Source organism: Streptomyces sp. NPDC016469, assembly GCF_040632905.1.
Lineage (GTDB): Bacteria > Actinomycetota > Actinomycetes > Streptomycetales > Streptomycetaceae > Streptomyces.
Genome location: NZ_JBEYCQ010000006.1, coordinates 42,937 through 55,439 on the forward strand (window position 1 = coordinate 42,937; position 12,503 = coordinate 55,439).

General features: G+C 72.0%; 10 protein-coding genes. 8 read left to right on the plus strand and 2 right to left on the minus strand.

The genetic code is table 11. The annotated features are described in order from the left end of the window. Window positions 1–45: 45 nt before the first annotated feature. From hydA to ABZ565_RS08380, 3 genes are all read left to right on the plus strand, one after another. Window positions 46–1,446: a dihydropyrimidinase gene (gene hydA / locus ABZ565_RS08370; protein WP_361022030.1), complete on the plus strand. Its 1,401-nt coding sequence runs from the start codon at window positions 46–48 to the stop codon at window positions 1,444–1,446. Window positions 1,447–1,457: 11 nt separating this feature from the next. Further along, window positions 1,458–2,474 (plus strand): TIGR03842 family LLM class F420-dependent oxidoreductase, encoded by a 1,017-nt coding sequence (locus ABZ565_RS08375; protein WP_361022033.1) that lies wholly within the window; start codon window positions 1,458–1,460, stop codon window positions 2,472–2,474. 97 nt (window positions 2,475–2,571) lie between these two features. Next, the gene (locus ABZ565_RS08380) at window positions 2,572–4,125 is read left to right on the plus strand and encodes an NCS1 family nucleobase:cation symporter-1 (RefSeq protein ID WP_361022035.1); all 1,554 of its coding nucleotides are present in this window, start codon (window positions 2,572–2,574) and stop codon (window positions 4,123–4,125) included. On the opposite strand, the gene ABZ565_RS08385 is transcribed toward ABZ565_RS08380, so the two are convergent. Further along, window positions 4,088–4,861 carry a hypothetical protein gene (locus ABZ565_RS08385; protein ID WP_361022038.1) on the minus strand — a complete coding sequence of 258 codons (774 nt, stop codon included), beginning with the start codon at window positions 4,859–4,861 and terminating at the stop codon, window positions 4,088–4,090. The genes ABZ565_RS08380 and ABZ565_RS08385 overlap by 38 nt on opposite strands. 273 nt (window positions 4,862–5,134) lie before the next feature. On the opposite strand from ABZ565_RS08385, the gene ABZ565_RS08390 reads away from it, so the two are divergent. Both ABZ565_RS08390 and ABZ565_RS08395 read left to right on the plus strand, forming a co-directional pair. Next, entirely contained in the window at window positions 5,135–5,488 is a 354-nt protein-coding gene (locus tag ABZ565_RS08390; RefSeq protein ID WP_361022041.1) for a hypothetical protein, read from the plus strand. A 114-nt stretch (window positions 5,489–5,602) separates the two neighbouring features. Next, on the plus strand, window positions 5,603–7,084 hold the full coding sequence (locus ABZ565_RS08395; protein ID WP_361022044.1) for an amidase: 1,482 nt from the start codon (window positions 5,603–5,605) through the stop codon (window positions 7,082–7,084). Here ABZ565_RS08395 and ABZ565_RS08400 read toward each other — a convergent pair. Beyond that, window positions 7,081–8,145 carry a biotin/lipoate A/B protein ligase family protein gene (locus tag ABZ565_RS08400; protein WP_361022047.1) on the minus strand — a complete coding sequence of 355 codons (1,065 nt, stop codon included), beginning with the start codon at window positions 8,143–8,145 and terminating at the stop codon, window positions 7,081–7,083. The genes ABZ565_RS08395 and ABZ565_RS08400 overlap by 4 nt on opposite strands. Before the next feature lie 352 nt (window positions 8,146–8,497). On the opposite strand from ABZ565_RS08400, the gene ABZ565_RS08405 reads away from it, so the two are divergent. Genes ABZ565_RS08405 through ABZ565_RS08415 form a run of 3 tightly spaced genes read left to right on the plus strand, consistent with a single transcriptional unit; the run spans window position 8,498 to window position 12,493 of the window. Continuing rightward, window positions 8,498–9,481: an ABC transporter permease gene (locus ABZ565_RS08405; protein WP_361022050.1), complete on the plus strand. Its 984-nt coding sequence runs from the start codon at window positions 8,498–8,500 to the stop codon at window positions 9,479–9,481. A gap of 1 nt (window position 9,482) precedes the next feature. Further along, window positions 9,483–10,406, plus strand: coding sequence for an ABC transporter permease (locus ABZ565_RS08410; protein WP_361022053.1), 924 nt, complete (start codon window positions 9,483–9,485; stop codon window positions 10,404–10,406). After that, window positions 10,403–12,493 carry an ABC transporter ATP-binding protein gene (locus tag ABZ565_RS08415; protein WP_361022056.1) on the plus strand — a complete coding sequence of 697 codons (2,091 nt, stop codon included), beginning with the start codon at window positions 10,403–10,405 and terminating at the stop codon, window positions 12,491–12,493. Before ABZ565_RS08410 ends, ABZ565_RS08415 begins: the two co-directional genes overlap by 4 nt. The last annotated feature ends 10 nt before the right edge of the window (window positions 12,494–12,503 follow it).

Genomic DNA, 12,503 nt, shown 5'->3' on the forward strand with positions numbered 1-12,503 from the left:
GGGCCCCGCACCCGCGCTCCACCAGTACAACGAGGAGGGGTACCCATGAGCCGTACCGTCATCCGCGGCGGCCTGGTCGTCACCGCGTCGGACGAGATGCACGCGGACGTCCTCGTCGACGGTGGCCGGATCGCCGCGCTCGCCGCCCACGACAGCGACGAGGCGGCCGGCTGGACCGCCGCCCGGACCATCGACGCGACCGGCAAGTACGTCATCCCGGGCGGTGTCGACGCGCACACCCACATGGAGATGCCGTTCGGCGGCACCTACGCGGCCGACACCTTCGAGACCGGCACCCGGGCGGCGGCCTGGGGCGGCACCACCACCATCGTGGACTTCGCCATCCAGTCCGTCGGCCGCTCCCTGCGCGAGGGGCTGGACGCCTGGTACGCCAAGGCGGACGGCAACTGCGCGATCGACTACGCCTTCCACATGATCCTGGCCGACGTGAACGAGTCCTCGCTCAAGGAGATGGACCTCCTGGTCGGCGAAGGCATCACGTCCTTCAAGCTGTTCATGGCGTACCCCGGTGTCTTCTACAGCGACGACGGGCAGATCCTGCGCGCCATGCAGCGGGCCGAGTCCAACGGCGGCCTGATCATGATGCACGCGGAGAACGGCATCGCCATCGACGTCCTGGTGGAGCAGGCCCTCGCCGCCGGGCGCACCGATCCCCGCTACCACGGCGACGTACGCAAGGTGGCGCTGGAGGCGGAGGCCACGCACCGCGCGATCCAGCTCGCCCGGGTCGCGGGGGCACCGCTGTACGTCGTGCACGTCTCCGCCGACGAGGCCGTCGCGGAGATCGCCGCCGCCCGCCACAGGGGGCAGCCGGTCTTCGGAGAGACCTGCCCGCAGTACCTCTTCCTGTCCACCGACAACCTTGCGGAACCGGACTTCGAGGGCGCCAAGTACGTCTGCTCCACGCCGCTGCGGCCCCGCGAGCACCAGGAGGTCCTGTGGCGCGGGCTGCGCAACAACGAGCTCCAGGTCGTCTCCACCGACCACTGCCCCTTCTGCTTCTCCGGGCAGAAGGAAATGGGCCGGGGCGACTTCTCGAAGATCCCCAACGGCATGCCGGGCGTCGAGAACCGCATGGACCTGTTGCACCAGGCGGTGGTCGACGGCCGCATCTCGCGCCGCCGCTGGATCGAGATCGCCTGCGCGTCCCCGGCGAGGATGTTCGGCCTCTACCCGAAGAAGGGCACGATCGCCCCCGGTGCTGACGCGGATATCGTCGTCTACGACCCGGCGGCCGAGCAGACCGTCTCCGCCGCCACTCACCACATGAACGTCGACTACTCGGCCTACGAGGGCAAGCGGCTCACCGGCCGGGTCGAGACCGTGCTCTCGCGCGGTGAGGTCGTCATCGACAACCGCACGTACACCGGCCGTGCCGGCCACGGCAGCTACACCCCACGCGCCACCTGTCAGTACCTGAACTAGGAGCAACGGGCATGGACTTCGGACTCGTCCTCCAGACGGACCCGCCCGCATCGGCCGTGATCAGCCTGATGCGCCGCGCCGAACGCAACGGTTTCCGCTACGGCTGGACCTTCGACTCGGCGGTGCTCTGGCAGGAGCCCTTCGTCATCTACAGCGCCATCCTGGAACACACCGACCGGCTCACCGTCGGCCCCATGGTCACCAACCCGGGCACCCGCACCTGGGAGGTCACCGCCTCCACGTTCGCCACCCTCAACGACATGTACGGCAACCGGACCGTGTGCGGGATCGGCCGGGGCGACTCCGCGATGCGCGTCGCCGGGCGCGCCCCCAACACCCTGGCCCGGCTCGGCGAGGCCATCGACGTCATCCGCGACCTGGCGGAGGGCCGCGAGGCGGACATCGACGGACAGACGCTGAGGATCCCCTGGATCAAGGACGGAAAGCTCCCCGTCTGGATGGCCGCCTACGGCCCCAAGGCCCTCGCGCTCGCCGGGCAGAAGGCCGACGGCTTCATCCTCCAGCTCGCGGACCCCTACCTCACCGAGTGGATGATCAAGGCGGTACGGGACGCGGCGGCCGGGGCCGGACGCGACCCGGACTCGGTCACCATCTGCGTCGCCGCCCCCGCCTACGTCACCGACGACGACTCGCCCGAGGCCCTGGCCCACGCCCGGGACCAGTGCCGCTGGTTCGGCGGGATGGTCGGCAACCACGTCGCCGACCTCGTCGCCCGGTACGGCGAGCACTCGGGCCTGGTCCCCGACGAGCTGACCGCGTACATCAAGGACCGGCAGGGCTACGACTACAGCCACCACGGGCGCGCCGGGAACCCCGACACCGCGTTCGTCCCCGACGCCATCGTGGACCGCTTCTGCCTGCTCGGCCCGGCCGCCGCCCACGTGGAGAGGCTGAGGCACCTCAAGGGGCTGGGCGTCGACCAGTTCGCGGTGTACAACATGCACGACGCCCGCGAGGCCACCATCGAGGCCTACGGCTCCGCCGTCATCCCCGCGCTCACCGGCTGAACGCCCGTCCCGGTTCGCCCGCAACTCCGGTCGTACACAACCCCCCCGCGTCCCGCCCGCCCGCACGGCACCGCCCCGAGCGAAGGGTCCAGCCGCCATGACATCGACCGCACCCCCGTCACCCTCTCCCTCACCGGACCCCATACCGGCCGACCACTCCGACCGCGTCGAGCTCGCCGCCGGCGCCGTCCCCGACGACAACCGCTTCGTCAACGCGGACCTGCTTCCCGTCCCGCTGGCGCGGCGCGTCTGGACCACGTACAACTTCACCGCCCTGTGGGTCGGCATGGCCCACAACATCCCGTCCTGGCTGCTCGCCTCCGGTCTCGTCGCCCTCGGCATGGACTGGAAACAGGCCGTCCTCACCATCGCGCTCGCCAACCTGATCGTGCTCGGGCCCATGCTGCTCACCGGCCACGCCGGACCCAAGTACGGCATCCCCTTCCCGGTGCTGGCGCGGGCCTCGTTCGGGCTGCGCGGCGCCAATCTGCCGGCCCTGATCCGGGCGGCGGTCGCCTGCGCCTGGTTCGGCATCCAGACCTGGATCGGCGGCGTCGGCATCTTCACGCTGCTGGGCAAGGTGTTCGGCGGCTGGGCCGAGGCGTCCGAGATCGGCGGGCAGCCCTGGACGCTCTGGCTGTGCTTCGTCCTCTTCTGGGCGCTCGAACTCGCCATCATCTACCGGGGGATGGACGCGCTGCGCCGGTTCGAGAACTGGGCGGCGCCCTTCGTCATCGTCGGCGCGCTGGTGCTCCTCGTGTGGATCGCGGTGAAGGCCGGAGGCCTCGGTCCGCTGCTCGACCAGCCGTCGAGGCTCGGCTGGGGCAAGGACTTCTGGCCCGTCTTCTTCCCGTCGCTGATGGGCATGATCGCCTTCTGGGCCACGCTCTCCCTGAACATCCCCGACTTCACCCGCTTCGGGGCGGGCCAACGGGCCCAGATCCGGGGCCAGTCGCTCGGGCTGCCGACGACGATGACCCTGTTCGCGCTGCTCTCGGTGCTCGTCACCTCCGGCTCCCAGGCCGTCTACGGCAAGGCCGTCTGGGACCCGGTCGAGCTCGTCGCCCACACCGACAACGTCTTCGGACTCCTCTACGCGCTGGTGACCGTCCTGGTCGCGACCATCTCCGTCAACATCGCGGCCAACGTCGTCTCACCCGCGTACGACCTGGCCAACCTCGCGCCGAAGTTCATCAGCTTCCGTACCGGCGCGCTGATCACCGGGGTCGTCGGCGTCGTCATCATGCCGTGGAAGCTCACCGAGACGCCGGAGCTGTACATCTTCACCTGGCTCGGTCTGGTCGGCGGCCTGCTCGGTACGGTCGCGGGCATCCTGATCGCCGACTACTGGATCGTCCGCCGCACGGTGCTCGATCTCGCCGACCTCTACCGGCCCGGCGGGCGCTACTGGTACACGGGCGGCTGGAACTGGCGGGCCGTCACCGCGTTCGTGGTCGGCGGTGTCCTCGCGACCGGCGGCTCCCACTCGAAGCCGGGGGAGGGCCCGTTCCCCTCCGACGGAGTCGTCCCGTTCCTGAAGCCGCTCGCGGACTACGGCTGGGCAGTGGGCCTTGCGGCCTCACTCGTCGTGTACGTGGCCCTGATGGCGGGGGTCACGACGGGGCGGAGGTCCGGCTCAGCAGGGCGCTGACGTCGTACGAATCGGCCGGTGACGGCGTGTTCTTCGGCACCGGCCGATCGAAGTCCGAGAGGTTCACCACCGCGTCCGTGCCGTTCCCGCCGTGCAGCGAGAGCCGCAGCGGATAGGGCTTGCCGGTCGCCGCCACGTCCACCGTCAGCGTCATGTCACCGCGCATCCGGGTCAGCGGGATCACGGACGTGTCGCCGATGGTGGTCTTCGGGCCCTTGTTGAGGGTGCCCGTGTCATCGTTCGCGTTGTCGCTGACGAGCTTCTGGAACGTGTCGAGGTCGCACGTCTTCGTCAGACCGCGCAGCCGGGGGCTGTCGGCGGGAGCCTTCAGATAGCGGTCGCCGACGATCGCCGCGAAGGCCGAACCGCCGTTGGGCACCTGGTTCTTCCAGAAGTCCGCGTCCGGCTTCAGCCACACGTCGTCACCGCGTTTGACGATCAGCACCGAGCCCTGGCTCCGGCCCAGGTCCACCGAACCGTTGCAGTTGCCGTGCCGGTCCACGGCCAGGTCCAGGGACATGGACGGGGTGCCCTTGCCCAGATCGCCCCGGGTGGACACGTGCAGGGACTCCGCGCCGAGCAGCGCGTCCCGGGAGCGGTCCGCGATCTGCTGGGCGGTGAGATGGTCGATGTCCTCCGCGTGGGCCACGCCCCCGAGGACGCCGGTACCGCCGGCGCCGATCAGAAACGCGGCGGCCCACGCGGCCGGGCGGGTGCCGAGTACGGAACCGGTCACGTCGCCTCCTCGGTGCGAAGGGTCGTGGGGGCTTCCGGACGACTGCGGTCCGGTCCCGTCGAGCGTACGCCGGGGGAGTGAACGCCGCCCGTTCGACGCAGGTGCCCCCGGAGCGCCGCCCCCCGGCGGCGTCTACACAGCGTGACGTTTTCCGGCGCCGCCGGTTAGGCAGACCGCGGGCGGTCCGCTCCGGCATCCGCCCGCGCCGGAGTCGAACGCGACCGTCCCCGTGCCGCCCCGGCGGTCACGGGCGGTCACCACCGAAAGGGCACCATGAAGAAGACCCTGGGGAACCTGTCCCGCACCGTGCTGCGCCGCGCCGCCGTCACCGGCCTGTCCACGGCCCTCGCCGTGGCCGGCGGCCTCGCCGTCGCGTCCCCGGCCGCCGCCACGCCGCCCGGCCTGTCCTGCGACACGGGCAAGCACGCCGTGGACGACTACACCGGCTACGCGCTGTGCCGGAACAACGGCTCCACCACCCAGACCTTCTGGGTGCACCTGGTCTGCGGCTGGTCCCCCGACGTGGACGGCGAGCATGTCACCCTCGCCCCGGGCCAGTCCGGCCAGTCCACCGCGCACTGCGCCGGCCTCGGCACGGGCATCGGCGAGATCAGCGTGCGGCCGTAAGCGCGTCCTTCCGAACGGTTGAGGGCGGCGCGCCCACTCGTTACCCTCCAGTAAGTCCGCTCGCGCGGACAGGGTGCACGCACGCACCTGACGGTACGAGGAGGCGAGCCGCCCATGTCCTCAGCCCGCACCACCCGAACGGCCGAAGAACCTCTGCCGGACCCGGCTCGGGCCGTGGACGAGCCGCCCCCGCGCGGGCTCGCCGACAGTGTGCGGGCCCTCGCGGACGGCCGGACCACCTCCACCGCACTCGTCACCGCCGCGCTGGCCCGGATCGAGGCGAGCCGGGGCACCCTCAACGCCTTCCGCCACCTGCGCGCGGAGGCCGCGCTCACCGAGGCCGCCGAGGCCGACCGCAGGCTCGCGGCGGGGGAGCGGCTGCCGCTGCTCGGGGTGCCCGTCGCCGTCAAGGACGACACGGACGTCGCCGGGATGCCCACGTACTTCGGCTGCGCCGGGGAGCGGGCCGCGGCGGCCGCCGACAGCGAGGCCGTACGCAGGCTGCGCGCGGCCGGGGCCGTGATCGTCGGCAAGACCAACTCCTGCGAGCTGGGCCAGTGGCCGTTCACCGAGGGCGCCGCGTTCGGGGCCACCCGCAACCCCTGGAACACCGACCACACCCCGGGCGGCTCGTCCGGGGGCTCGGCCGCCGCCGTCGCCGCCGGTCTGGTGCCCGCCGCCCTCGGCTCGGACGGCGCCGGGTCCGTCCGCATCCCGGCCGCCTGGACGCACCTGGTCGGCATCAAACCGCAGCGCGGCCGGATCTCGGTGCACCCGCACAGCGACGCGTTCCAGGGCCTCACCGTCAACGGACCGCTGGCCAGGACCGTCGAGGACGCCGCGCTCCTCCTCGACGCCGTCGCCGGGCCGCACCCCGGGGACCCGCACCGCCCGCCGCCCGTCGACGCCTCGGCCGCCGCCCGCCGCGACCCCGGGAGGCTGCGCATCGCGCTCGCCTGGCGGCCCCCGCTCACCCTCACCGGCACGGCACCCCACCCGGACGTGCGCCGCGCGGTCACCGCGATCGCGGAGGCGCTGGCCCGGCTCGGCCACCACGTCGAGGAGGCCCGGCCGCGCTACGGGCTCATCGGCCTCGGCTTCGTGCCCCGCGCCACGGCCGGCATCGCCGAGCTCGCCGCCCTGCACCCCGAACCGGCGCTCCTGGACGCGCGCACCCGCAGCGCACTGCGCACCGGCACCCGGCTGGGCGGCAGGGTGGTGCGGGCGGCCCGGGCACGCGAGGTGCACCAGCACCGGCGGATCGGGGCGCTGTTCCACCACGGACGCGGCGGCGCCGGATTCGATGTGCTGCTGACCCCGACGACCGCGATGCCGCCGCCCCGGATCGGCCGGTTCGACGGGCTGAGCGCCTGGCGCACCGATGTGGCGATGACCGAGGCGTGCCCGTACGCCTGGCCGTGGAACGTGCTGGGCTGGCCCGGTGTCAATGTCCCGGCGGGCTTCACCCCCGGCGGCCTCCCGGTCGGCGCCCAGCTCCTCGGCCCGTCCCGCGGCGAGGAACGGCTCGTCTCGCTGGCGGCCCAGCTGGAGGCGGATCTGCGCTGGCAGGACCACTGGCCGCCGCGCCCGGGTTAGGGCACCCGGGCCGTCCACTCGTCGTCGGAGAACTTCGTGCGGACCAGTTCCTCCGCGCGGGCCAGCTCCTCCGGGGTCACGTCGCCCCGGGTCAGCCCGTGCCGGTTGCGGAAGGACTCGATCATCCGCTCGATGACGGCCTGGCGCGGCAGGCCGGTCTGCCGGCGGAGCGGGTCCACGCGCTTCTTGGCGCTCTTCGTGCCCTTGTCCGACATCTTCTCCTTGCCGATGCGCAGCACGTCCAGCATCTTGTCGGCGTCGATGTCGTACGACATCGTCACGTGGTGCAGCACCGCGCCCGGGCCACCGTCCGGGCCGACCACGCGCTTCTGCGCGGCCCCGGCGATCTTGCCGACCTCGGTGGCGATGTCGTTGAGCGGCTGGTACCACGCCTTGATGCCCATGTCCCCGAGGGCTTCGAGCACCCAGTCGTCCAGGTACGCGTAACTGTCCGCGAAGGAGAGCCCGGAGACCAGGGACTGGGGCACCGCGAGCGAATACGTGATCGTGGAGCTCGGCTCCGCGAACATCGCCCCGCCCCCGGAGATCCGCCGGACGACGGTGACGCCGTGGCGCTCGACGCCCTCGGCGTCCACCTCGTTGCGCAGCGACTGGAAGCTGCCGATGATCACCGCCGGGGCGTCCCACTCCCACACCCGCAGCGTCGGCGGGCGCCGGCCCGCCGCGACCTCCGCCGTGATGACCTCGTCCAGGGCCATGTGCAGGGCCGGGGACTGCGGGGCGTCGTGGATGAGCTGCCAGTCGTAGTCGCTCCACTCCGTCGCCTGCGCCAGCGCCCGGCGTACGGCGACGGCGACACCCTCCGACGTGAGGCCGAGCATCACCGTCGACTCGGGCAGCGCCGCGTCGATCCGGGCCGCGAGGGCCACCGTGTCGGTGGTCGCCGGGGCTCCCTCCAGGGCCGCGTCGATCGCGAGGATCGCCTCGTCCGGCTCCAGGAAGAAGTCACCGGCCACCCGGACGTCGCGCAGGGCGCCGCCCTCGACCTCCAGGTCCACCACCACCAGCTTGCCGCCGGGGATCTTGTACTCACCGTGCACAGCCCTGCCTCCACTTCCGTGCGGCCCGCTCACCTTCGTGACGGCTCCGACCAGGCACAACGTCACCGCCGCGCGGAATAGTCCGCCGATCGCCGGATGACCGGTCCGGCATCAGGCGAGGAGCGATTGCGTAGAAATCATGATCTGTCCTGGCTGTTTGATACGGCGGTATTGCGAGATCGTGGCGGGACCCGCGTGGGTCTGGCGCGGGCATCGGACCGCCGACCAGGCTGAAGCCCGGCACGTTCGTGCACACGTTCTCCCACCCCCAGAAAGCGCCACCGCGCATGCAAACGCCCCCCAGACCCCGCACCCCCATGGCGCGTCCCCTGTGCGCGAGGAGGTGCCACCCGTGCTGCGCCATGTGACGCGCAAGGCGGCGGGCTGGCTCCTGATGATCGTGGTGGCGACCAACGCCACATACTTCCTGGCCAATTGGTTTCTCGACCCCCGGTCGAACTTCAAGGAACTGCGGCCCGTCCGCTCAGAGGCCCAGATCGACCGGGCGCTCGCGCCGTACAACCTGGACCCGTCGGTGCCGCTGGTGCAGCGGTGGTGGGACTGGCTCACCGCCGTCGTCACCCGCTTCGACTGGGGCATGTCGCCCACCGGTGTCTCCGTCAACGGCGAGATCGGCTACCGCTCGCTCGTCAGCGCCGAACTGGTCGTCATGGCGACGCTCCTCTCCGTCCTCATCGGCGTCACTCTGGGCGTCTTCACGGCGTCCCGGCAGTACGGCTGGGCGGACAGGGTCTCGCAGGCGATCTCCATCGCCGTGTTCAACGTCCCCACGTCGGTCGCGGCGCTCGCCGTGGTCTTCGTCGCGATCTGGCTCAACCAGCACGCCGGGCTGCACTTCCTCTACGTCGCCGGCGAGAACTCACCGAACGTCGAAGGGCTGCTCCCCACCATCGGCGACCGCCTGCTGCACCTGATCCTGCCCACCCTCACCCTGACGCTCATGGGCTACGTGGGCTACCACCTGACGCAGCGTTCGCTGCTGCTCGACACCCTCAACGCCGACTACGTCCGCACCGCCCGCGCCACCGGACTCACCCGCGCCAAGGCGATCCGCCGGCATGCCCTGCGTACGGCGCTCATCCCGACGGCCACCTCCGTGGCGTTCAGCATCCCGGCGATCTTCACCGGTGCCGTCATCACCGAGACGATCTTCGGCTGGAACGGCATGGGCCGCTACTTCATCCAGACCATCAGCAAGAACGACATCCACGGCACAGTGGCCACGGCCGCCTTCGCCGCCGCCCTGACCGCGATCGGCGCGATCCTCGCGGACATCGCCACCGTCTTCCTCGACCCGCGCGTGAGGGTGAGCTGACATGGCCGTGCAGCCCACGGAACTCATCAAGCCCGCCCCGAAAGCGGTACCCCGGCACACCGGCTCCGGTCTCGCGCGGCTCTACGCGCGGCGATTCCTGCGCAACCGGCTCGCCGTCGCCGGAGTGGCCATCTTCGTCCTGCTCGTGCTGTTCAGCGTGTTCGGCGGACTCCTCACCCCGTACGCGTACTCCGACGCCGACTTCGCCGCCCTCACCCAGCCACCGAGCGGCGCGCACTGGTTCGGCACCAACCAGGGCGGCAACGACATATACGCCTCGGCCGTGCACGGTCTGCGGCGCTCCCTGGTCATCGCGGTCAGCGTCTCCGTCCTGACCGTCGTCGTCGCCGCGGTCGTCGGCTCCAGCGCCGCGTACTTCGGAGGCCGGGTGGAGAAGGCGACCCTCGCCGTCATCCACTTCCTGCTGGTCGTGCCGTCCTTCCTGATCCTCGCCCTGGTCTCCCACCGGCTCGCCGGTGACTGGCGGGTCCTCATCGTCGTCCTGACGGTGTTCGGCTGGATGCCCACCGCGCGGGTCATCTGGTCCGTCTCGACCTCGCTGCGGGAACGGGACTACATCACGGCCGCCGAATTCATGGGGGTGAGCCCGGCCCGCATCATCCTGCGCCACATCATTCCCAACCTCGGTTCGCTGCTCATCGTCAACCTGACCTTGGGCGTCGTGGCGACCGTCCTCAGCGAGACCGCGCTTTCGTTCCTCGGGTTCGGCGTCCAGACCCCGGACGTCTCGCTCGGCACGATGCTCGCCGACGGGGCCAACGCCGTCACCAGCGCGCCCTGGCTGTTCGCCTTCCCCGCGGGGCTGGTCGTCCTGCTCACCGTCTCGATGACCTTCGTCGGCGACGGGCTGCGCGACGCACTCGACCCCACGTCCACGACCGGTGCGGCAGGAGTCCGACGATGACCCACGCGACGACCCTGCCCACCGCCCCGCCGCCCGGCGAAGCCGTCACCCCGGTCCTCTCGGTGCGCGACCTGCACATCACCTTCCCGTCCGAGGCGGGCCCCGTGGAGGCGGTGCGCGGCATCGGCTTCGACCTGCTGCCCGGCCGCACCCTGGGCATCGTCGGCGAGTCCGGCTCCGGCAAGTCCGCCACCGCCATGGGCATCATGGGCCTCCTCCCGCCCACGGCCCTCACCGGCGGCCAGGTGCTCCTCGACGGCCGGGACCTGCTCGGCCTCGCAGACAAGGAACTGTCCGCACTGCGCGGCAACGCCATCGGCATGGTCTTCCAGGACCCGCTGTCCGCGCTCACCCCGATCTTCACCGTGGGCCGGCTGCTGTCCGACGCCCTGCGCGTCCACCAGGACCTCACGAAGCGGGCCGCCTGGCAACAGGCCGTCGAACTCCTCGACCTCGTCGGCATCCCGGACCCGCGCTCCCGCGCCGCCTCCTTCCCGCACGAGTTCTCCGGCGGAATGCGCCAGCGCGTCGTCATCGCGATGGCCATCGCCAACAAGCCGTCCGTCCTGGTCGCCGACGAGCCGACCACCGCGCTCGACGTCACCGTGCAGGCCCAGATCCTGGACGTGCTCCGCCTCGCCCAGAAGGAGACCGGCGCCGGACTCGTCCTCATTACCCACGACCTCGGCGTCGTCGCGGGCCACGCGGACGACGTGGCCGTCATGTACGCGGGCCGGTTCGTGGAGCGGGCGGGCGTGGACGACCTGTTCGAGCGTCCCGTGATGCCGTACACCGCGCGCCTGCTCGCCGCCGTGCCCACCGTGGACAGCGGAGTGCGCCGCCCCCTCGTCCCGATCGGCGGTGAACCGCCCGCCCTGGTGGACCTTCCGGCCGGCTGCCCCTTCGCGAGCCGGTGCGCTGTCGCCCTGGACGCCTGCCGCACGGACGAACCCGCCCTGCGCGCGGTCACCGGGCACGGGGACGTGGCCTGCCTGCGCGCGGACGAGATCGCCGCCGGGTCGGTCGATCCGACGGGCGGTGCGGAGACGGCGGAGCCGTCCGGTCCGTCCGAGCGCGACGCGCCCGCCGGTGAGGTGGTCCTCCGGGTCGAGGACCTGGTGAAGACGTTCCCGGTCACCAAGGGGGCCGTCCTCAAACGCCGGGTCGGCACGCTGCACGCGGTCAACGGGGTCGGCTTCGAGCTGCGGTCCGGGGAGACCCTGGGCCTGGTGGGGGAGTCCGGCAGCGGGAAGACCACCACCCTGCTGGAGATCCTGCGGCTGAGGCGGCCCGAGGGCGGCCGGATCGAGCTCGTCGGCACCGAGGTCGGGTCCCGCGCATCCGCGGCACGGCTGAGGGAGTTGCGCCGGGACGTCCAGATCGTGATGCAGGACCCGATGGGGGCCCTCGACCCGAGGCTGCCGGTCTCCGCACTGCTCGCCGAACCCCTGCGCGCGATCGGCCGGGACCGCGTGTCCACCCGGGCCCGGGTCCGCGAACTCCTCGCCCTGGTCGGCCTGGACGAGGCGGTCGCCGACCGCTTCCCGGCCGCGCTCTCCGGCGGGCAGCGCCAGCGCGTCGGGATCGCGCGGGCCCTCGCGACCGAGCCCAGGCTCCTCGTGCTGGACGAACCGCTCTCCGCCCTGGACGTCTCCGTGCAGGCGGGCGTGATCAACCTGCTGGCCCGGCTCAAGCGCGAACTCGGCCTGGCCTACCTGGTGGTGGCCCACGACCTGGCCGTCGTCCGGTACGTCTCCGACCGGATCGCCGTGATGTACCTGGGCCACATCGTCGAGACCGGGGACACCGAGTCGCTGTTCGCCGACCCCAGGCACCCGTACACCCAGGCCCTGCTGTCCGCGATCCCGGTTCCGGACCCGAAGCGCGAACGCACCCGCGAACGCGTGGTCCTGGAGGGCGAGCAGCCGAGCGCCGCCCGCCTGCCCTCCGGCTGCGTCTTCGTGGACCGGTGCCCGCTGTACCGGCGGGCCGGCGAGGAGGTGCGCGAGCGCTGTCGTACCGAACGGCCCGCGGCCTCCCCGGTGGCCGGGCGGCCGGGCCACACATACGCCTGTCACGCCGGCTGAGGCACCTCCT